Source organism: Rhodopirellula halodulae (genome assembly GCF_020966775.1).
In the GTDB taxonomy this organism is placed as follows: Bacteria; Planctomycetota; Planctomycetia; order Pirellulales; family Pirellulaceae; genus Rhodopirellula; species Rhodopirellula halodulae.
The window spans coordinates 182350-202722 of sequence record NZ_JAJKFV010000029.1; the positions used below are offsets into that span (position 1 = coordinate 182350).

Sequence of the window (20373 nt, forward strand, 5' to 3'; positions counted from 1 at the left end):
GTGTCGTGGTTCAAGTCGCGTCCGATGATGTGATGGCAGAGGAAGGATTCGTCTTGGAGTTGGTTTGCGACAGATAATGATTTTCCAAGTGAGCCAGCACCAACGCGAGGTCGGCGGGAGTGATGCCGCTGATCCGTTTGGCTTGGCCCAAGTTGATCGGACGCACTCGGTTGAGTTTCTCTTTCGCTTCCGTGCGCAGCGGCCCGATACGGTCATAGTCGAAGGAGACCGGGATCGACTTTTCCGCGTGTCGCGATTGCTTGTGGACTTCGGCTTGCTGTCGATCGATGTAGCCCGCGTACTTGATATCGATCATGCACTGCTCGGCGGCTTCTTTTCCGATCTCACCGAGTTCTGGTACCTGCTCCCGCAAGGATTCCCAGGTCACTTCCGGGCGACGCAAATAAACGTCACCGCGAACAACGGGACCGGTAGGCGGTTGGATCTTGGCCGCCTTCAAGAGTTCGTTGCCGCGTTCGATGTCTCGTCGTTTGTTCTGGAACCGCTCGCGACGTGCGGCATCAATCAAACCCAATTCGTCCGCTTGTTGCGTCAAGCGGCGATCAGCGTTGTCTTGTCGCAGCAGCAGGCGATATTCGGCGCGGCTGGTGAACATGCGATAAGGCTCGTCGGTGCCACTGGTGACCAGGTCATCGACCAGCACGCCAACATAGGCATCTTGTCGGGAGGGCACCCAAGGTGTTTGGGCTGCGACCAATCGAGCGGCATTCAATCCGGCCAACAACCCTTGCCCGGCGGCTTCTTCATAGCCGGTTGTTCCATTGATTTGGCCGGCAAAGAACAGTCCGCTCACGGCTTTGGATTCCAAGTGCGGCCAAAGCTGCGTCGGCGGGCTGAAGTCGTATTCCACCGCGTAGCCATAACGCATGATGGTGGCTTTTTCCAAACCGGGAATGCACCGAAACATCGCGTCTTGCACGTCGCGTGGCAGGCTGGTTGAGATGCCGTTGACATAGACTTCGCAGTTCTGGCGTCCCTCGGGTTCCAGGAACAACTGATGACTCGATTTGTCCGCGAATCGAACGACTTTGTCTTCGATGGATGGGCAATAACGCGGGCCTCGCGAATCGATTTGTCCGCTATACATCGGAGCACGATCCAAGTTGGCTCGGATCAGGTCATGCACTTGCTCGTTGGTGTGAGCGATGTGGCAAGCCATCTGTGGCGAGGTGATCGCGTCATTGAGATAGCTGAAGGGTTGCGGGTCCTCGTCACCGGGTTGTTCTTCTAAACCGGCGTAGTCGATTGTTCGTGCGTTGAGCCGGGGGGGCGTTCCGGTTTTGAAACGATCCAAGGTGAAGCCCAGGCGATGCAGCGCACCGCTGAGTCCCGCCGTCGTGCCTTCACCCGCTCGGCCGCCGGCACTTTGTGATTTGCCGGTGTGCATGATGGCTTGCAAAAACGTTCCCGTCGTCAGGATCACGGTTCTGGCATAGTACGCCGCGTCGCCACGAACTTGGACGCCGATAACGCGCTGGGTTGCCAGCCGATCGCTTCCCTCCGCGATGGGTTCGGTAATGAGGTCTTCCACGACCTCTTGCCGCAGATCCAAGTTGTCCTGGTTTTCGATGCGGAACTTGATGAAGTTCTGATAGGCCTTCTTGTCGGCTTGAGCACGCGGGCTGTGCATCGCAGGCCCTTTGCGGCGGTTCAACATCCGAAACTGAATTCCGGTGGCGTCGATGGCTTCTCCCATCAACCCGCCCAACGCGTCGACTTCACGGACGATTTGTCCTTTCGCGACACCGCCGATGGCCGGATTGCATGACATCTGACCGACCGTGTCCAGGTTGGTGGTCAGCAACACCGTTTTGGCTCCGACACGCGCCGCAGCGGCGGCGGCTTCGGTTCCCGCGTGACCGGCTCCGATCACAACGACGTCGTAGTCGTAACGATTTTGAGGTTTGTTCGCGGTCAATGGTTGAAGTCCACAGTCGGGAAACGCCGATGTTCGAAACACGGATTGTCTGATGCGCGGTGACGCGTCGATTCACGCCAAACCCCAGATTTTGACCAAACCATGCGATTTGACCAGCACCAAAGTCGAAGGAACCGTCGCTCAACCGCGTTTCGGCGAGTTTTGTTGGCGATGGCGATCACGACTGGATTGGCCGAAGGTTCCGGTATCGCCGGAGGGGTATTGGTCGACACGCCACACCTGCACGCGCAAGACGTCGCGAATGTGGTGATGAATTCGGATTCGTTTCAGATCCCATTCAACATCGCCAACACCGGGACCGCACCGGTCGAAGTCCAACTGTATGTGGCTGTGCCGGCAGAGGCGACCGATGCTCAATCGCCCGCTGCAAACGGGCCGGGCGAGGTCGTTCCGGGACAGAGTCCTTTTGCGAACTCCAATCCCTACGCCACCGCGGGCACTCGAACGACTTCGAATCCTGGGGCATCCGCTCAGCGGAAACCGGGGCAATGGAAGCTGTTGGATCGCCAGCCACCGGACGCTCGCCAATTTCACATTCGCGAAATGGGCGAAGGCACGTTTTGGTTCGCGACCCGAACGTTGGATGCCCAAGGACGTCCGTTCCCGCCCGGGCCCATCGTTCCAGAATTGAAAGTCGTCGTTGATACAAAAGGACCGGAAATCGATCTGGATGCCGACGCGGACGCGGATGGTCGAGTTGTGGCCCAGTTCTCGATTCGCGACGTCACGGAAACGCGTCAGGTGACGGTTCACTACGTGACAGATACGACTCGGCGATGGCAGGTCGCGACGCTCGAGCGAGACGGAAACACTGCGCGATTGCAACTGCATCCGCAAGACGACTGGAAGCAACTCTCACTGCGAATTCGTGCGGTCGATGAGGCCGGCAACGAAAGCATCGTCAGCGAGTTGCTGCAAAAGCCTCGCGTTGCGGTGAAACCCACAACACGATTTGCTTCGGGGCCCAATGAGTACGGCGGGCCGTCGTTGGGTTCGGGGATCTTCGGTGCCTTTGGCGATGCGCCTTCGCTACCACCGGCGGGTGGTCCTGCACTTGGATCGCCGGATGGGCCGGAGATGTTGCCGTTGCCATCGGGAGCTTTGTCGTCACCGACGGATAGCAGTAACGCGGCGGAGGTTGATCCGCTGGATTTGGATTCCCCCTCACAAAGTTTGCCAGCACCGGCGAGACCACAGACTCCCGCGGAAGCCATGCGACCTTTGGATGCGGGACCTTCTCAGCAACTGCCATCGGTTGAGAATTCGCCGGTGGAAAATGTTCCCGCCGGAATTCCTTCGGTTTCGACTCCCACGCAGGCGAATTCGGTCCCGAACTTGCCTCCGCAAACTCAGGCCAATCGCCCACCGGTTCAATCAACTCCGGGGTCCACCACAGCAGAACCTGAAACTCCCTTCCACGTCGGCCCTGCGAGTCCCGAGTCCGTGCCCGCGCCACGTGGTGAGAACCTGAATGGCCCATCGGAATTGAATGCTCCCGAAGCAAACGGTCCTGTGGATCGCATTCAACACGCGAAACCGAAGCAAGTCACGAACAGGCCGTCATTGGATTTGGGGGGCGAGACGTCTTCCGGTGCTCCTTCGCCGTGGTCTCCTATTCCGGCTGATCGCAACCAACGCTCGGCGACCACTGCTGGGCCAGGTGCCTCATCCGAAAAAGCTCCCACCCAATTGCAGTACGAATCGCAACGGATTCCAGCGGTGACCATGCAGCGTCAATCATTGGATCCGCGAGAAGCTCTGGACTTGAAGCGTTTGGCGGAACGTTCCGTGATCCGCCACAGCGACAGCAATCGTTTCAGTTTGGACTTTGAAATCGAAGCGATCGGTGGACGCGGGGTCGAGGCCATCGAACTTTACGGCACCACGGACGGCGGTATCACTTGGAAACGTTGGGGCATGGATCCCGACAAAGCCAGCCCCTTTGACATTGAAACCAACGGGGAAGGAATCTTCGGTTTCCGGATCGTGGTCGTGGCCGCGAATGGATTGGCCAGCCCGCGTCCGATCAGTGGTGAGGCTCCTGATATCGTGGTGGTCGTTGATCAGACCAAGCCGGAAGTCAGCATCAACGGCGCTCGTTATGGCGAAGCCGATCGGGCGGGGTCTTTGGTGATCACCTATCGCTGCGACGACCAATATTTGATGTCGCGTCCGATCTCACTTTCCTTTAGTGATACACCTGACGGACCTTGGACCACCATCGCCGCTGGTCTGCGGAATCTCGGAGATTACGTGTGGCCGGCCGACCCTCAGCTACCTCGTCAAATTTATCTGCGGATTGATGCGACGGACCAAGCTGGCAACGTCGGCAGCTACGTGCTGGATCAACCACTCGATACGCGTGGGCTCGCACCACGAGCACGAATCCGAGCGTTTCGCTCCATTTCCAGCCGCTGATCGCTTTTTTGAGGCCGACGTCACGCTTCCATTTGCATGACGTTGGCTCAACGGATTGAGCTCAGGCGAATGGGTCGGGGTTCCAACGTCACGATTCAAACCGCTAATGAACGAAACTGATCATGTCGCTTGAGTCTCCTTCTTCCATGCGCGTTCTGCTCAGCCAATCGGGCGATTTGTCGGATTGCATTTTGACGCTGCCCATGGCGTGCTCCCTTCGCGATCATTTTCCGGACGCCACCATTGCAATGGCTGTCTCGGTCGAAGGGGCGGACTTTCTGAATAGCCATGCTGCGATCGATGAAGTGATTCAGTTGCCAACGCGATGGAACCGATCCCCGCGTGGAATTCGTTCCGTGAAACAGCAACTGACGGCGAGCAGCTTCGACGTGGCCATCGATTGTCACGATACCTTTGTGTCCGCGTTGGCATGCCAGTTGTCAGGCGCCGAGCGACGAATCGGATGGGATACCGGCCCGACCTTCGCGCCGCGACGAGGTTTGTTGAATGAATTGGTGACTCCGGTGTTTCACCACGTCGTCGATCAACGTTTGGAGTTGTTGACGCCTCTGTCGATCGATCGGCCGCGTGCCCGATTTGATTGGCCGGTCAGCAGTGAAGACCATCGTTGGGCAATGCGTTACCGGCACCAGTGGGCCGGTCGAGATTTGGTGTTGATGGACACCGGTCGCGTGTCGACTTCCGTTGGATGGATGTTTGACCGTTACGCAGCAACGGCCAGGTACATCGCGGACCGCTACGGGATGCACACGATCGTGACTTGGCGTTCATTCGAAGAACGACTGAAGGCGGAGCAGGTGGTTTCGTGTGCCGCCGGAACCGCGACGCTGGCTCCGGATTTGACCCTCGATTTGACCGCCGCGCTCTGTCCATTGGTTCACGCGGTCATCGCGGAAGACACGCCCGTTTTGCACGCTGCGGTAGCCGCGGGAGCGAACGTCGTTGGTCTGTACGGTGAACCGGAAGGCCCCCTGTCGCCCTCCGCTCGTGGCCCTTATCAAATGGAAGCTTTCGCGATGCAACCGGCCGCACAAACCGCTTTTGGCCGAGGCGGATTGAATCGTCGCGAAGCCATTCAACGCATTGGCGTCGAACACGTTTGCCAATGGTTGGACAAAATTCAGGCTGCGGACGTCGCGCGAGCCGCTTAACTCATCCAAGGCCCTGCACCCGATATGACTGACCGCGTTGGCATCGTTCCGTTCGGGGGCACGTCAAGGAAGCAATTGCCAACTAGTTTCGCGGGTTATCTTGAAAATCGAAACGCTTTCAGCGTCGACGGACCGTGCGAAGAAAACATCGCGGAGTTTTGAGGGCGGTCGATGAGGCATGGACCGAGCGGATCTTCAGTGGCGATCACAGGCCCGATTGATCCAATCCAAAGTCGTTCGTCCCGTGATGCAAAACCGATGTGGCTATTGCTAGCAATCAGAATCGGTAGTCGAAGACGTCTCCGCAGCCTTGCCTGAAGTTAGCGTGTTGGTGAGTTGGCCCTGCGGGCAGGTGGGTGTGGCGTGGCGAATCGATCTTGTCCTGCCAGATGCGCACTGAGTAGTGTCGAAGTTTGCACCACAACGTTTCTAGTCCGCACACACTGCGATCACATGGATCATTCAGTCTCGCGTCGGAAGGTGGAAAACCTGGTCAGCGCCGGTTCACATCAAGCACGCAAACTAGCCCGCCGTTTCAGCCTGAAAAGATTGGTGCGAAATGTCTGGCCTTCGAAACGCAGAAAAGGAGTCCGACGGTTTGTCGATCCTTCGATTGGTCGTGAGGGTTTGTTCAGGACGCTGAATGATCGTAATGTCAATTATGTTGTTTTGCGGTGGTTTGAGAATGTACCCGAATGGCCTGAGGGTGAAGACATCGATTTGCTGATTGATGTCGACGACCTGCACCTGGTGGATGATCTGTTCGTCACGAACAGTCGAGAAATTCCATGCGACGTTTACGGTACCGGACCGGCGAAAAACGCATGCTGGAAAGGCCTGTCGTACTACCCTCCGTATCTCGCTGAGCAGATCGTCCAATCTCGAACATTGTATCGGGACCTCTGCTACATCCCTGATGAAGACCATTACTTCCTGTCATTGGCGTATCACGCTCTTTACCACAAAGGAAGTGCTTCTGGGTTGCCGTGGGACGATAGCGACGCAGCAACAAAGTCGAGCAAGCAGCAAAGCGATCACGACTATGCTGACCGATTGAAGGCTGCCGCGCCTGCCAAATTCATCGACACTCCGATGACGATGAAGGGGTTGGAGTGTCTGCTGACGAGTCAGTCTTGGAATCCCCCCGTTGACACTTTGCGACGGTACGCATCGCTGCGACCAGAACTTGCCCAATTTCTTCCGCCCCCCATCGAGAACAAAGATGGTGAGCTGATTGTCGTGCTGTTCCGGCAATCCGCAGTGGACAATCATATCTTGGAAGAAGCGATTTCGCTGTTCCGTCAAAAGCACCGTTTGGAAGTGGTCGGTCAACACGAGCTGTCGACTGAATCAGCGAAGCTTGCTTCCAAACACATTCGGGGAGGAAACTGGGATGAAGGTCCGTTTCCTCAGTCTGGAGGATTGCCCGCTGTTGCTCTGGCTTTGTTTGACTATCACCCAGTCGAACCGACACCAGCGGAAAAGGAACAGTATCCCTACATACAGAATCGTCGAGTTCTTTTCAAAAAAGAGATCAGGCGTCTGCTGAACAAGCGTCTGCCAAAATCACAGTGGAACAACTGTGTGCATTCCAGTGACGACGAGCTTGAAGGGTTGGAATACCTCGAGATCATCGACCCCTCCTTCCATGCGGAAGTACAAACGCAGCTCAGTTACTTGCGGCGTCATTACAAGACTCCTGAGCCAGTCATTCGCTCACTTCGCAAGCCGGCCAACCGCTCAAAAACGGAGCTGGTCGAATGGAATGGAAAAGAAGCTGTTCGGAAAACGTTTCGGCCAAGCTTCAAGCGGTTCTGTGATCGCGAAATATTTATCTATCAGACCTTGGGGCCGAAACTGGAGACCGTGCCAGAACTGCTGGACTTCGACGAATACAGCTTTGTGCTCCCAAAGTACGAAAACTGCTTGGCCGGTTTGTCTCTTCGCAAACAAGGCAAGCTTCTGAAACCCTACGCGAATCAGGTGATCGAATTGCTTCGCGCCACATTCGCGTTGGAACGTGCCATCATTGATTTTCATCCGGGCAATTTGATCCTGACGCCGGGAGGTGATCTCTATTTCGTCGACTTTGAGTTTGCTCAACCAATTCCGGATTGGCCAAGTTCGTTCATGCAGTCACCGGATCTCGTCGGGCTTCCACCGGGCTTCTCGGGCGATCGTCCCAGCAATTTGCCTGAAAACGGCTATTCCTACGACGACTTCTGGAAGCCAATCTTTCAGTGCAGCCTCGAGGAACTCATCCGGCAATGTGACGTCGATCCCACGTCTGCTGCGGAGCAAAGTTTGTCAATCTCTGATCTGCCACCAGGTGAGAACTCGGATTCCCGTCTTCGGCAAGCAGGATGACCACAGTCGCTGGGGCCTCGCGAATACCTTGATGCTCGGGCGAAATGAACGCTCGCTGTTGTTTGCGAGCGAAAGACTTTTGACGAGTGTGAATACGGTGTCGCCTCGAAATTCGAAGTGGTACCGCTCAAGACGAACTGAACGCTTCACACTTCTGTTGGCGACGCTCTCGGAGTCGCCACGAGTAGAATTCAAACCATATTTTTACTTGATGAAGAATGGTTGAACTGGGGTAGCTTCTGTTGCCGGAAAAGTGAGTCCGGATCTAGGATCCGCGTCACACGAAATCCCCCCGTTTCAAGCGGTTCGAAATGAATAATAAGTACGCTGTTGGCACTTCGTTGGAGCCAACTGTCGCCACGCTACAAGCCAGTGTGAGTTCAGGGAAATCTCGGTCACGAAAGTCCGAACGTTTTGACGCGACGACTCACTCAACTTCATCCACAGTCCTTCCCTACTCTGAAACAGAGTCACTGTGGAAACGATGCAGGCGATTGCCCTGGACAATGCTCCATCAGCTCACAGGGGGCAAGATCGCACAGGCATGTCTGGCTCGCACCGCCATCGTTTCTCAGCGGATGATGGGAATCGGAGCGGGGGCGGGAGTAATGAATAGCGGAGAGGCCAACTTATTCAAAATGTTACGACGCCGAGCAAGTGGATCTCTCGTCGTCTTTGACGTCGGAGCCAACCATGGGCAATTCTTGAGTTTGGCACGCAAGTCACTCGAAGGGGCAGACTATCAAATTCATTGTTTCGAACCCTCCAAAGAAGCTTTTCGGTCTCTCCTGAGCCGTGGACCTGAATCACGGGTCATACTCAACAATTTCGCGGTGGGAAACAGTGAAGGAACTCGCGTGCTGTACTACGATCGATCTGGTTCGGGGATGGCGTCGCTGACTAAACGAGAGCTTGCCCATCGAGGGATCCAATTTGACCAGTCAGAAGACGTCTCGGTCGCCACGCTTGACAGCTATTGCGAAACACGCGAAATCCACAACATTGATTTGCTCAAACTCGACATTGAAGGCCATGAGCTGGAAGCTTTGAGAGGAGCCGAGAGAACATTTGACAGAAACGCCGTCGGCATGGTGATGTTTGAGATGGGCGGCTGCAATGTCGATACACGCACGTTTTTTCGAGACTTCTGGCGGTTCTTCACCGATCGCAAAATGACCCTGCATCGAATCACTCCCTCGGGGCGTTTACTGGAAATTCGTCGTTACAAAGAAACTCACGAGCAATTCCGAACCACAAATTTTGTCGCTATCCGGCAGGATGATCAGCAATCGGAAATGGAAAGCTGCTGAGGCTTTGTTCCCATAGGCGAACTGGGAGAAATTCTAGGTTCTCCAGGTTTTGGATTCGGTCTTGCAGCGAGAGGCCGCCATTTGATATGCCCTGGTGATCCCCGCATCTTGCCAGGACGCTTAGCGAATTGAATCAGCATGGCTACACCGATGAAGCCTGAAATCAGCGTGATCATCACAACGTTCAATGCACCCGATGAGCTGTGGCTCGTCCTGGTTGGATACCAGATGCAGACGGAACGCAATTTCGAGATCTTGATCGCCGATGACGGTTCCGATTCGAAGACGGCAGCCGTGATTGAACGATTTCGCCAAACGTGCGATATAGAAACGCATCATGTCTGGCACGAAGATGCGGGCTTTCGGAAATGCGAGATCCTGAACCGGGCCATTGAACTGGCCAACAGTGATTATCTGCTTTTCACGGATGGAGATTGCATCCCCAGGCCGGACTTTCTTGCGGTCCACCTGCGTGAAGCGGAGCCGAAGCGGTTTCTGTCTGGCACCTACAACAACCTCCCAAAGTCGTTCAAAGGACTGATCACTGAATCGAATGTTCGTTCAGGAACCGTGTTTCAGTCGAAATGGCTTCGTGAGAACGGGATGCCGCAGAATTTTAAAAGCCTTCGGCTAATCCAAAACAAAGCTTTGATTTCCATTCTGAACCGTCTTACCACAACCCGTCCCACTTGGAATGGATGTAACGTCTCGGGGTGGAAGTCGGACGTTATAGCCGTCAACGGGTATGACGAAAGAATGCGATACGGAGGACTCGATCGCGAAATTGGTTTACGGATGAACAATTTAGGAATTCGTGGGAAGCAAATTCGATTCAAGGCCATTTGCTTGCACGTTGATCATCCACGGGGTTACATGAACGACGAAGATTTGAAAAAGAATCTGTCGATTCGCAATGAAACCATCCGTGGCAATGTCACCCGCACCCCTTACGGTATCCAGCGTGACGGTATCCAGCGTGCGGCGTGACAATGAATTCAGTCCATCGTGAATTGTCTGAATCCGTTCGCGTCGCCGACGGCCGTATTGCTGATGAAGCCGGCGTAAACCGTGGGGTGAGTGATCCAAGCAAGGCTTGCGTGATTTCAATTAGCGGCGGGCTCGGGAATCAGATGCTCCAATACGCTGCTGCTCGAGCGTATTCGATTCATCATGGATGTTCCTTGTTCCTGGATCTGAAGTTTTATTCCAGTCGACGGCATCGGTCTTTTGAGTTGGATGCGTTTCCGATCCAAGCGGAAAATTGGGTGAAGCCGAGTCTGATCAGTGAATTTGTGAATAAGTTGCGAGGAGGCAGGGAATCGGTTCCAGTCTATCAAGAAGAATCCAAGCGATTTGACCCACGATTCTTTGAAACGAGTCCACCGCTGAAGCTTCGCGGTTACTTCTTTTCTGAGAAGTATTTTTTACCCTATGCGGATCAAATTCGGTCTGAGTTGACTCCACCTGTAGCACCGGACCAACCCGCACGTGAGATGGCTCGCCGTCTCAGTGAGAATATGTCGACGTCATTGCATGTTCGTCGGGGTGACTACGTGAGCAACCCGAATGCACGGCAGCGGTTCTGGAGTTGCACAAGCGAATACTTTGAAGCGGCGATTGAGATGTTGCCTGCTGACTCAACTGTCTTTGTTTTTTCCGATGACATTGAGTGGGCGAAGAAAAATATCCGCTCGTCTCGAAAAACCGTTTTCGTCAATGATGAACTGAAGCGAGCTGGGTCGCCTGATACCGGTTTGAGAGACTTGTGGCTGATGACGCATGCCAAGTCGCATGTGATTGCCAACTCGTCGTTCAGTTGGTGGGGAGCTTGGCTATCTGGTTCAGAAGCGAACTTGACGATCGCTCCCAAAAAATGGTTTAACGATCCAGAGGTCGATGACTCTGATATTGTTCCGTCAACATGGCTACGGATCTAGCGGCAGTTTCGGGAGCCCTCGTATTTCCGACCTGTTTGGTTTCTCAATTCCAGTATTGAATACATGTTCAACTACCTTCTGAAATACTCACGCCGCAAAATTGACCCGATTGATCTGCTTCAGCGGCTGACCGAAGGCAAGGGCGAGTATCGCAGTCTTGTGCATGTTGGTGCTCATCTGGGTCAGGAACGGTCAAACTACGAATCGAAAGGTTATCGTAAGATTCTGTGGATCGAAGGTTCAGAAGAAATCCATGCGAAGCTCGCAAGTTTGCTGCTGAAGCATGACGGTCCTGCCGAGCACAGCACCGCTTGTGCACTGTTAAGTGATCGCGACGGGGACGAACTGGGGCTTCGTTGTTTCAGCAATGATGGCATGTCGAATTCTATTTTTGCTCCCGCGGACCAGTTGAAGCAAAGATGGCCTACAGTCCAAGAAACTGGCGAAGTCGAAGTCCAGCGTTCAGTCACACTCGATCGGCTACTGGCGGACACTCCATTCTCTCAGAACTGCGACGTTTTGGTTGTGGACGTGCAGGGGGCGGAATTGTTGGTTCTCAAAGGTGGTCTTGCAACGCTGCAACGCGTGAAGGCGGTGGTTTGTGAGGTGTCCACCGTGCCCTACTACGATGGCGGAGTTCTATTCGATGAATTGAATCAATTCATGGAGTCCCATGGATTCCAGGCAATGTCGACGCCTCGTCGCCACGGTGACATGCTCTTTATGCCGAAGACGGCACGGGCCAAACAGGCCGCGTAAGTTCGTGGCTTCTTCACTTCTACCCTTCTGCGCAACTCAATTTCGGAAATTCCTCGCATGTCGAATCAACTCAAACAGCTCAAGCAGACATGGCGGCTTTGTGGCTCGGTTGCGAACGCATTCAAAGGCAAGGTTCGGACTGCACTCGGTATTCGCAAGCCAACGAAGACATGCCAAATTCCCGAGCTGAAACACATTGTTGACGAAACGTTCCTCGAAAAACAGGATCGCGTTTTCGTCGAGGTCGGAGCTTACGACGGTGAGCGATTTTCCAATACCTCGTGGCTCGCTGATGCCGGATGGCGGGGTTTGTATGTTGAGCCATCGAAGCAGTTCTCTCGCTGGTGTCGTTTGCGTCACATGCTCAATCGCGTGACGGTTCTGAACGTTGCCGCGGGAAGTGAGGACGCCAAGGCCACGCTTCAGCAAATTGGTTCGCTCAGTACCATGAGCCAAGCAACATTCGAGGAATACGACCGAATCACTTGGGCGAAACAGCAGGTTGCAAAGGAATGTAAGCAGCAGCAAACGGAAGTGCTTCGGCTGGACCGAATTCTTGCCGATCAAAAGATTCCACGCTCCTTTGATATCCTTGTCGTGGACGTGGAAGGCTACGAAGAGAATGTTTTCTCTGGCTTTTCATTGTCGCAGTGGAAGCCGAAGCTGATCATCGTGGAGTTGTGTGACATCCATCCAGACTTCCAAGACAATCGGGAACTTGTGGAATCCGCGAGGCGTGTTCGACAAACGATTCTTGATGCGGGCTACCGAGAGAAATACGCCGACAGTATCAATACGGTCTTTGAGGTGGAAGAGACTTCGGCGTCCGTCACGGCGACGAACAATCGAATCGCCGCTTGATCAGTTGCATGTGGCCCGGGAGAAAGAAGATTCAAAGAGTTCTCAACACTTCACTGCGGGACTCAGATTGCCTGCTGTCGTTTGTGGCAGTCTCAATCGGTGACAAGCTTCCAATCGGCAGAGGCTTTGACCGCCTCATCGATCGAGACGTCTGCAAAGCTGCGAAGGATTGCAGAGTCACGATCGTTCTGAAGACGATCCTTGCTCGATAAGGTCGCTCGGAATCGTCGCCACGCGGAAGGCGACACGCAACGCTGCAATTCCGCCACCTGAAGAGCGGACGCTCGATCAGAGATGACTGTCTTCAACCGTTTCGCGTACCGGCTGTTGGGGTTCTGGTCGAGTTCGTAGTTTCCGAAGCCGTGGTCAGGCTTCAGGTACTTCAAGTGCCAATAAAGAAAACCGACGAACTTCCGCGTGAGGTTGCCTCGATGGAAACGCTCAAAGCGGCGGTCATGCGTGAAATACGTATTCTCGCTGACCGGGAAAAAACCGATGTCACCGCCGCCCGAGATAGGATCGTCCAGTGGAACTGACAGCTCGCCGCTCTTGTTCAAGAGAAGGTTGGGACCCGAAAAACAGTGCATCTCATTGAATGAGGTGCCAAGCTTTCGGATGGAATCCGTCGCTTTCTTGAGTGCTGAGCCGATGGCGAGATGGTCATCGTCGAGCTTTGTCGCAACCTGATAGCGTGTCGCTGCGAGCGAAAAGTTGTAGTAATTCACCAGACTGTTCGGCGAATCGCCGGGGGTTTCGATATGACCGGTGCTGCCTGGTGGATACACTCGGTCAACGTAGTGAATGACTCGCAGTTTCTCCTCGCCAAATTCAGACTTCAGATTCTCCAGGATCTCGACCGAGCGATCAGTGCACTGATTGTGGACGGCAACGATTTCGTCAAAGCAGTCGATGTGGCTGCGGATCGTCGCTTCCAAGAACGCTTCGCCGTTGCGAATGCGCATGAAGGCGGAGATTCCGGGTAAACGTTCTGCCACGTTCAAGTGTTCTCGTTGGAACCGGTAGTCAGAAACCGTAGGCCCCAAATCACTTATCGTTGTCTTTGGATCAGGCGAGGTATTTGAATCAGGCAAGCTTCGTTACCGCACGAGAATTTAGGCTGAGAATTGCTTTGTCGTCAGAGCGTCGCGGGGTGAAATGCATAGCGGCGGCGATTGCCAATCAGATGGGAATCTTCGGTGCGAAGCCGACGAGGCAAACGGCCCATGGTTACCGCACAGAGAGTGCTGATCCCAACGACAAATCACCTCGCCATAGTTTTACACGGTGCCCTCTGTCGTACCATCCGGGCACATCCGCCGACGACACGATCGCAACTGCGAAGCCGCCAGCTTCAAGATTTTTCAGCTCGAGCGGCCGAACATGCCTCCTATGGCTGATGAAATGCGCCCATCGCTGCCGATGCAAGCGTCACATCTGGCAACCGCCGCCGCAGCAGCGGGGGGCACCGCAGGCTTCGCCTCTGCCTGCCATGGGGAGGCTGGATCCGTTGCTCATCGACGGAGCGGCCGGAACGCTGAGGACGCGAGTCAGTTCCGAGTTCTCGCATTTCGGGCAAGCCACGTCTTCGTCGGGCGAACGCACCAAAATTTCGACCACATCGTCACACGATTTGCATTCGTACTCGTAAAGAGGCATCTTCTGATTCCACAAGGAAAGTCAACCACGAAACGGAAAGCCAGACAGAGTATGGCAAGTCCTCATTGTCGTTCAAAGTCGCGGTTTGCACCACTGGATTTTGAAGTCTGAGGAACGCCGTCGGTGCCAGCACCAACCCCATTCCACGCGAGATGAAACGATGCAGCCTGTGATCTCTCTACCACCGATGACCTGCGATCAGGTTCGCGAAATTGACCAGGTCGCAATGAATCGCTACCAAATGCCCAGCATTGTCTTGATGGAAAATGCGGGACGCGGAGCAGCCGAAGCCATCCAAGCAATCGTGCCTGATGGTCGAGTGGTGATTTTGTGCGGCAAAGGCAACAATGGCGGTGACGGTTTCGCGATCGCCCGGCATCTGCAGTTGGCCGGTCGCGAGGTGAGAATCTTGGCCATCGCGAATTTGGATGAACTCAAAGGGGATGCGGCAACGCAGGCTCGCATTGCCCAAGCATCCGGGATCGAGATTGATGTGCCCGAAGGAACGATCGACTCGGCGTTGAATTCAGCGGAGGTGATTGTGGACGGTTTGCTCGGCACGGGAGCGAAACCTCCGCTGCGTGGGCGATACGCTGAGTGGGTGGAGTCCGCGAATCGGGCTGATGCCACGCGAATTGCGTTGGACATTCCGACGGGGCTGGATGGTGACACGGGTGAAGCCGGTGAGCCGACCTTTTGTGCCCATCACACGCTGACCTTTGCCGCATCGAAAGTCGGATTCGCGAAAGCGAACGCGGGTATTCATACCGGAGACGTGCAAGTCATTGCGATTGGGGTTCCGCTGAAATTGCTCCGCGAATTTGCCGGCTGAGGCGGACGGCTTGCTTGGCCCGACCCTGCCGCGGCGAGTATGGTATCGCGATGCAAACAGCCACACTTTGGACGCGTCGCGTTCCCGCCCGTCGGTCTCTCACTTCCACCTGTGTTTGGGTGGGGCTTTGTCTCGTCGTGATTGGATGTGAATCGAAGCGTTTGTCGCCCGAGGATTTCCCGCGTCGCGAACGGGAAGAAGTGCTCGCGCCGGAAGCTCCTGAGGGGATGGCGACTTCTGACGACGTGCCGCTGCCGAAGCTATCACCCGAGGACAAGTTCAGAGAGGCCGCGATGTTGGGCGACTTGGCGGGCGTGAAGCGAATCGCGTCGCAAGGCGTCGATGTTGCTGATGTGGATGAATACAAACGCAATGCTATGCAGATGGCGGCGTTTGATGGTCACACGCCAGTTGTGGAATGGTTGCTGTCAAAAGACGTGCAAGTTGACCATCGTGATTCTTTTGGACGCACGGCGTTGATGTATGCGTGCACGGCCGACAATGCAGAGACCGTGAAGTTGTTGCTGGATCACGGTGCCGATGTGAATTTAGTCGACAACGAAGAAAACTTTTCGCCGTTGATGTTTGCCGCGGCGGAAGGCCAGTTGGAAGTTGTCGAGCTGTTGCTGAAAGCGGGAGCGGATCCAACCAAGGCCGACATTGACGGTGAAACCGCGATTGATTTTGCCAATTCCAACGGCCACGCCGAAGTCGCGAAACGATTGCGACAGTGAAGTGGCCGGTTGGCGTCGCGGCTTGGGCATTGAGGCCTGAAGCACTCAGGCCTGAAGCACTCAGACCTGTGCAGATTTGGCGTGGCCTAGACTTCCAAGAACAATCGCGAAGGGTCTTCGATTGTCTCTTTGATCGCGACCAAGAAGCCAACCGCTTCGCGACCGTCCACGATCCGGTGATCGTACGTCAACGCCACGTACATCATCGGGCGAATGACAACCTGACCGTCTTCCGCGACGGGACGTTCTTGGATTGAGTGCAAACCCAAAATACCGCTTTGAGGTGGATTGACGATCGGGGTGCTCAGCAGCGATCCGTAGATGCCACCGTTGCTGATCGTGAATGTACCGCCCATCAAGTCGCTGGGTTGCAGTCGGTTTTCGCCGGCCAGGCGTGCGTATTCCGCGATGCTGCTTTCCACTTCGGCAAACGACATGCGTTCCACATTGCGAAGAACGGGAACCACCAAGCCTTTGCCGCCACCAATTGCGATGCCGATGTCTTGGTAGTTGCGATAGACCATCGAATCGCCACGGATTTCCGCGTTGACGGCGGGGAAGCGTCGAAGGGCTTCCACGGTGGCTTTGGCAAAGAATGACATGAAGCCCAGTTTGACGCCGTGCTTCTTGGTGAAGGCGTCTTTGTACTTGCTGCGGATCGCCATGACGGGAGCCATGTTGATCTCGTTAAATGTGGTCAGAAGTGCCGCGGTCTGTTGGGCCTGGACCAGCCGCGAAGCGATCGTGCGTCGCAGCATGCTCATCGGCTTCACTTCTTCCGAACGATATCCGCTGCTGGTCATCAACGAAGGCACGTCAGACGACGACATCGGTTGGGACGGCGATGAAGGAACCGCGGGTGCGGAAGGTGCCGGTGCGGGCTGGGACGCCGCAGATTGTGACGGGGCGGGAGCAGCGGGTGCCGCTGGCCGTGATGAACCGTTGCGGATGTACGCCAGGACGTCTTCTTTCAGCAATCGTCCGCCGGGGCCGGTCGCGGGAACTTGCGATGCGGTCAATTGGTGTTCGTCCAACAACCGCTGAGCAGCCGGCATCACGAATTGGCCACTTCCGCCACTGGACGATGTCGGTGAGGGGGCCGGAGTCGAGGCGGGGGCTGCTGTTGCAGGAGCTGGGGTGCTGGCGGGCGCGGAGCCGGAATTATCGGGAGCGGCCCCGCCACCGTCGGCGGGTTGTTCCGCGGCTTGGATCGAAGCGATTTGTTCGCCGACTTCGGCGAATTCTTCGGTTTGTTTGGTGATCGATTGCAGGTATCCGCTGGCGGGAGCCGGAATTTGCACCGAAGCCTTTTCGGTTTCGATCTCGACGAGGTCTTCGCCGTTCTTGACCCAGTCGCCTTCTTGTTTGAGCCAATTGCCGATTTGAACTTCGCTGATCGACTCACCAACGGTAGGAACTTCGACGGGAATGATGTCGCTCACGGGAACGTTTCAACCACTGCAAAAAGAGATCTGGGAAGGGATGAACACCCAGAATAACGAGCCGGACGAACAGTGTCAGCCGCTCACCGCTCGTTTGAAACATTCGGGAAAGAAGAATGACCTACCTCGTGCCGTGGGGCCGCATTTGGCCGGAATGCCATTGCCGTTGCGGGTAACGCCCGCAGAGTGGCGCGGCGATCAACGTCGCATTTCCCCGCATGAGTCAGCCGCATGAAACTGTGCGGGTTTTGACGAAGAGGGGGGTGAGTGTCCTTTCTTTGGGCTGCAAGGATCGGACGGCCGATGCAACACGATGGTGGCCGATTGGATTCTGTCCGTTGGCACCAAGTCATTTCGCCCCACGCCGTCCTCGCCCCAATCGTTCCGGAGGCAGTCATGTCCGATGCACCCGAGAAAGGCCATCCCATCCAAATGGCTTTGATCGTCGTGTTGTTGATCGGCGGCGGATGGTACTTCTTCAAGCATTACGATATTGACGGACTGGACGGAGTCGCGATCAAACCCAAAGCCGACTTCGCTTGGGAGGAATTGGACGAGCCGTTCACGTTCACATCCTCGGTCGAAGATTCACAAGCGTCGCCGTGGCCGGTGGATGATACGGGGAATCCGATCGAGGCGGACCCGGTGATCTACAGCCCCAGCGACATGGTGCGAAACGACCCGGTCGCGAAAGAGCGGATTTGGGGGAACCCGATTTTTCAACGCGGCAACGAATCCGGTTCAAAGACCAACGCCCCCAAGCGTCCCGCCCAGTTCAAAAATTTGCGGATCGCCTCTTGGGCATTGGATGGGTTTGGCCCAACCAAACTCGCCAGCAATGTTTGTCGAACCAATTTGATCCGAGTGGTTCGGCAGTTTGATCTGATTGCTCTGCAGCAAGTGTCATCGATCCACAAAGATTTGGTGCCGCGGATGGTGGATGCGATCAACGAAAATTCGCTGGGTAGCGGCGGACCGGTTTACGACTACGTGCTCGGTGGCTCGACCGGTCCAGCCGACCGAGGTGAGCAGATGGTGATTCTGTTTCGCCCTGACCGGATTCGTGTTGATCGGACGCAAACCTACACGGTGGCGGATCCGGATCAGCAGATGCTCTATGATCCGTTGGTGGCCTGGTTTCGAGCTGCCCAACCGAGTGCTGATCGAGCCTGGACCTTCACGGTCGCGAATGTGCGCATCGATCTCGGGCGGGCTCCCAGCGAGGTGGCATTGCTGGGCCAATTGTTTGATTCCATTCGCGACGACGGACGCGGCGAAGACGACATCTTGATGGCCGGGTTGTTCCAGGCGGACGACGCTTATTTGCTACCAACGATGGCATCGCGATCCATGCGAGCGGCGGTGAGTAGCACGCCGACCGATGTGTTCGGTCGACACCAAACGGAGAACATCGTTTTTGATGCGGAGTCCACCGCCGAAGCCATCGGACGCGGCGGCGTGTACGACTTTCTTCGTGTGTACAATCTCAGCCTGTCGGAAGCCCAAACGGTTTCCAGTTACTTGCCGGTGTACGCTGAATTCTCCGCGCTAGAAGGAATGCCGGTTGCCAATCAAGCGACCATGGACCGAGCGGTCGTGCAGCAGGCTTCGCTCCCGAGCGGTCACCAAAGCGTCTCGCGGTATTGAAGGTTTCGCTGAAGTCACGATGAAAGAAAACGCTGCTTGATTTGGACGGTGTGAGTTTCTTTGGTGGGAGAGGTTGATGATTTATCTTGATCACCATGCCACCACGCCATGCGATCCGCGGGTGGTGGATGCCATGTTGCCGTTTTTGACGGAGCAATTTGGCAACCCGCATAGTGACTCTCACGAAGCCGGACGCTTTGCCAGGAACGCGATCGACCAATCGTTGCGAACCATCGCGACGATCGTGAATGTGCCTCAGGAGAGTGTCGTCGTGACGTCCGGTGCGACGGAAAGCATCAACTTGGCACTGCGTGGCGTGATGATGCATCCACGCTGCAAGCGACCCAAGCTTGTGATCTGCGATACCGAGCACCCGGCTGCTCTGGAGGTCGCAGAGGACTTGCAACGACAAACCATTGCTGATGGGCGAGCCATCGAGGTGGTGCGAGTGCGAGTCCATCCGCATGACCATTCGTTGGCCGGACAAATCGATCTCGATCATCTTCAAGAGTTGGTGGATGACCAAACTGCGCTCGTATGCGTGATGATGGCCAACAACGAGATCGGCGCGATCGCGCCGATGCCGTCCGTCGCCGAGATCACTCATCAGGCCGGGGCGTTGTTGCACTGTGATGCGACGCAGGCCGTTGGGCGGATGCAGGTGGATGCCAAACGGTTGGACATCGATCTGTTGACCGCGTCGGCGCACAAGTTCTATGGCCCCAAGAGCGTCGGATTCTTGGTAGTTGGCAATGGCAATCGACGTGTTCGATTGCGTCCGCAAATGGTCGGTGGTGGTCAGCAACGTGGTCTGCGCGGTGGGACACTCAATCCCGCGTCCATCGTTGCGATGGCATCAGCACTTCAGTTCGCGATGGAAGACTTGGCAGATGACAGCAAGCGAATTGCTCGATTGAGGAATCTGCTTTGGCAGCGTTTGAAGGACGGCGTCGAAGGCATTGAAATCAACGGGCCCGATTTTCAAACCGAAACGGCAACGCGTTTGGTTGGGAATCTCAATGTGCGTTTGCAACGGATTGAAGGCGAAGCCTGGATGGCGGCAACGCCCGACATCGCATTCAGCAGCGGCTCGGCTTGCAGCAGCACGGAAGCATTGCCGAGTCATGTGTTGACCGCGATGGGATTGAGTGAATCCGAGGCTCGACGCAGCGTTCGTTTTGGCGTCGGTCGGTTCAACACGGAAGAAGAAATTTTTTCGGCCGCCGATCAGTTGATCGCGTCGCATCGGAAATTGGTGGGTTAGCCGAGTTGGTCTCT

Annotated in this window: 17 protein-coding genes; 13 read left to right on the forward strand and 4 right to left on the reverse strand. The window is 55.5% G+C overall.

The window, feature by feature from the left end:
• Positions 1 to 10: 10 nt before the first annotated feature.
• Positions 11 to 1981, reverse strand: coding sequence for a tRNA uridine-5-carboxymethylaminomethyl(34) synthesis enzyme MnmG (gene mnmG, locus LOC70_RS13715; protein ID WP_315857262.1), 1971 nt, complete (start codon positions 1979 to 1981; stop codon positions 11 to 13).
• 129 nt (positions 1982 to 2110) lie between these two features.
• Here mnmG and LOC70_RS13720 point away from each other — a divergent pair, with 129 nt between their 5' ends.
• The 8 genes from LOC70_RS13720 to LOC70_RS13755 all read left to right on the forward strand — a co-directional run bounded on the left by LOC70_RS13720 (position 2111) and on the right by LOC70_RS13755 (position 12784).
• The gene (locus tag LOC70_RS13720) at positions 2111 to 4378 is read left to right on the forward strand and encodes a hypothetical protein (protein ID WP_230254223.1); all 2268 of its coding nucleotides are present in this window, start codon (positions 2111 to 2113) and stop codon (positions 4376 to 4378) included.
• Positions 4379 to 4500: 122 nt separating this feature from the next.
• Entirely contained in the window at positions 4501 to 5550 is a 1050-nt protein-coding gene (locus tag LOC70_RS13725; RefSeq protein ID WP_230254225.1) for a glycosyltransferase family 9 protein, read from the forward strand.
• 669 nt (positions 5551 to 6219) lie between these two features.
• Complete coding sequence (locus LOC70_RS13730) at positions 6220 to 7917, forward strand: hypothetical protein (protein WP_230254234.1); 1698 nt, start codon at positions 6220 to 6222, stop codon at positions 7915 to 7917.
• Positions 7918 to 8423: 506 nt separating this feature from the next.
• The gene (locus tag LOC70_RS13735) at positions 8424 to 9227 is read left to right on the forward strand and encodes an FkbM family methyltransferase (RefSeq protein WP_230254236.1); all 804 of its coding nucleotides are present in this window, start codon (positions 8424 to 8426) and stop codon (positions 9225 to 9227) included.
• 138 nt (positions 9228 to 9365) lie between these two features.
• Positions 9366 to 10214 (forward strand): glycosyltransferase family 2 protein, encoded by an 849-nt coding sequence (locus LOC70_RS13740; protein ID WP_230254238.1) that lies wholly within the window; start codon positions 9366 to 9368, stop codon positions 10212 to 10214.
• A 143-nt stretch (positions 10215 to 10357) separates the two neighbouring features.
• Positions 10358 to 11164 carry an alpha-1,2-fucosyltransferase gene (locus LOC70_RS13745; protein WP_230254240.1) on the forward strand — a complete coding sequence of 269 codons (807 nt, stop codon included), beginning with the start codon at positions 10358 to 10360 and terminating at the stop codon, positions 11162 to 11164.
• A 63-nt stretch (positions 11165 to 11227) separates the two neighbouring features.
• A complete protein-coding gene (locus LOC70_RS13750; protein ID WP_230254241.1) occupies positions 11228 to 11923 on the forward strand; it encodes an FkbM family methyltransferase in 696 nt (231 codons plus the stop codon).
• A 57-nt stretch (positions 11924 to 11980) separates the two neighbouring features.
• A complete protein-coding gene (locus tag LOC70_RS13755; protein WP_230254243.1) occupies positions 11981 to 12784 on the forward strand; it encodes an FkbM family methyltransferase in 804 nt (267 codons plus the stop codon).
• A gap of 92 nt (positions 12785 to 12876) precedes the next feature.
• On the opposite strand, the gene LOC70_RS13760 is transcribed toward LOC70_RS13755, so the two are convergent.
• Complete coding sequence (locus LOC70_RS13760; protein ID WP_230254245.1) at positions 12877 to 13746, reverse strand: glycosyl transferase; 870 nt, start codon at positions 13744 to 13746, stop codon at positions 12877 to 12879.
• A 466-nt stretch (positions 13747 to 14212) separates the two neighbouring features.
• Positions 14213 to 14440, reverse strand: a complete 228-nt coding sequence (locus LOC70_RS13765) for an FmdB family zinc ribbon protein (RefSeq protein ID WP_230254247.1) — start codon at positions 14438 to 14440, stop codon at positions 14213 to 14215.
• Between the two features lie 160 nt (positions 14441 to 14600).
• On the opposite strand from LOC70_RS13765, the gene LOC70_RS13770 reads away from it, so the two are divergent.
• Together LOC70_RS13770 and LOC70_RS13775 are read left to right on the forward strand one after the other, a co-directional pair.
• The gene (locus tag LOC70_RS13770) at positions 14601 to 15272 is read left to right on the forward strand and encodes an NAD(P)H-hydrate epimerase (protein WP_230254249.1); all 672 of its coding nucleotides are present in this window, start codon (positions 14601 to 14603) and stop codon (positions 15270 to 15272) included.
• A gap of 50 nt (positions 15273 to 15322) precedes the next feature.
• Positions 15323 to 16006, forward strand: coding sequence for an ankyrin repeat domain-containing protein (locus tag LOC70_RS13775; protein ID WP_230254250.1), 684 nt, complete (start codon positions 15323 to 15325; stop codon positions 16004 to 16006).
• Between the two features lie 86 nt (positions 16007 to 16092).
• Here the strand turns inward: LOC70_RS13775 and odhB are convergent, their stop codons facing one another.
• On the reverse strand, positions 16093 to 17448 hold the full coding sequence (odhB, locus tag LOC70_RS13780; protein WP_230254252.1) for a 2-oxoglutarate dehydrogenase complex dihydrolipoyllysine-residue succinyltransferase: 1356 nt from the start codon (positions 17446 to 17448) through the stop codon (positions 16093 to 16095).
• Between odhB and LOC70_RS13785 the strand changes: the two genes are divergently transcribed.
• From LOC70_RS13785 to LOC70_RS13795, 3 genes are all read left to right on the forward strand, one after another.
• Entirely contained in the window at positions 17435 to 17683 is a 249-nt protein-coding gene (locus LOC70_RS13785; RefSeq protein WP_230254254.1) for a hypothetical protein, read from the forward strand. The genes odhB and LOC70_RS13785 overlap by 14 nt on opposite strands.
• 161 nt (positions 17684 to 17844) lie before the next feature.
• The gene (locus tag LOC70_RS13790) at positions 17845 to 19095 is read left to right on the forward strand and encodes a deoxyribonuclease I (protein WP_230254256.1); all 1251 of its coding nucleotides are present in this window, start codon (positions 17845 to 17847) and stop codon (positions 19093 to 19095) included.
• A 76-nt stretch (positions 19096 to 19171) separates the two neighbouring features.
• The gene (locus LOC70_RS13795; protein WP_230254257.1) at positions 19172 to 20359 is read left to right on the forward strand and encodes a cysteine desulfurase family protein; all 1188 of its coding nucleotides are present in this window, start codon (positions 19172 to 19174) and stop codon (positions 20357 to 20359) included.
• Positions 20360 to 20373: the final 14 nt, after the last annotated feature.

What these genes read in the sequence shown, in the direction of transcription:
- LOC70_RS13720 (WP_230254223.1), top strand. Translation starts at nt 2,111, where the DNA reads ATGGCGATCACGACTGGATTGGCCGAAGGTTCCGGTATCGCCGGAGGG.
- LOC70_RS13725 (WP_230254225.1), top strand. Translation starts at nt 4,501, where the DNA reads ATGTCGCTTGAGTCTCCTTCTTCCATGCGCGTTCTGCTCAGCCAATCG.
- LOC70_RS13735 (WP_230254236.1), top strand. Translation starts at nt 8,424, where the DNA reads ATGCTCCATCAGCTCACAGGGGGCAAGATCGCACAGGCATGTCTGGCT.
- LOC70_RS13740 (WP_230254238.1), top strand. Translation starts at nt 9,366, where the DNA reads ATGGCTACACCGATGAAGCCTGAAATCAGCGTGATCATCACAACGTTC.
- LOC70_RS13745 (WP_230254240.1), top strand. Translation starts at nt 10,358, where the DNA reads ATGCTCCAATACGCTGCTGCTCGAGCGTATTCGATTCATCATGGATGT.
- LOC70_RS13750 (WP_230254241.1), top strand. Translation starts at nt 11,228, where the DNA reads ATGTTCAACTACCTTCTGAAATACTCACGCCGCAAAATTGACCCGATT.
- LOC70_RS13755 (WP_230254243.1), top strand. Translation starts at nt 11,981, where the DNA reads ATGTCGAATCAACTCAAACAGCTCAAGCAGACATGGCGGCTTTGTGGC.
- LOC70_RS13760 (WP_230254245.1), bottom strand. Translation starts at nt 13,746, where the DNA reads ATGCGCATTCGCAACGGCGAAGCGTTCTTGGAAGCGACGATCCGCAGC.
- LOC70_RS13765 (WP_230254247.1), bottom strand. Translation starts at nt 14,440, where the DNA reads ATGCCTCTTTACGAGTACGAATGCAAATCGTGTGACGATGTGGTCGAA.
- LOC70_RS13770 (WP_230254249.1), top strand. Translation starts at nt 14,601, where the DNA reads ATGCAGCCTGTGATCTCTCTACCACCGATGACCTGCGATCAGGTTCGC.
- LOC70_RS13775 (WP_230254250.1), top strand. Translation starts at nt 15,323, where the DNA reads ATGCAAACAGCCACACTTTGGACGCGTCGCGTTCCCGCCCGTCGGTCT.
- LOC70_RS13785 (WP_230254254.1), top strand. Translation starts at nt 17,435, where the DNA reads ATGATGTCGCTCACGGGAACGTTTCAACCACTGCAAAAAGAGATCTGG.
- LOC70_RS13790 (WP_230254256.1), top strand. Translation starts at nt 17,845, where the DNA reads ATGTCCGATGCACCCGAGAAAGGCCATCCCATCCAAATGGCTTTGATC.
- LOC70_RS13795 (WP_230254257.1), top strand. Translation starts at nt 19,172, where the DNA reads ATGATTTATCTTGATCACCATGCCACCACGCCATGCGATCCGCGGGTG.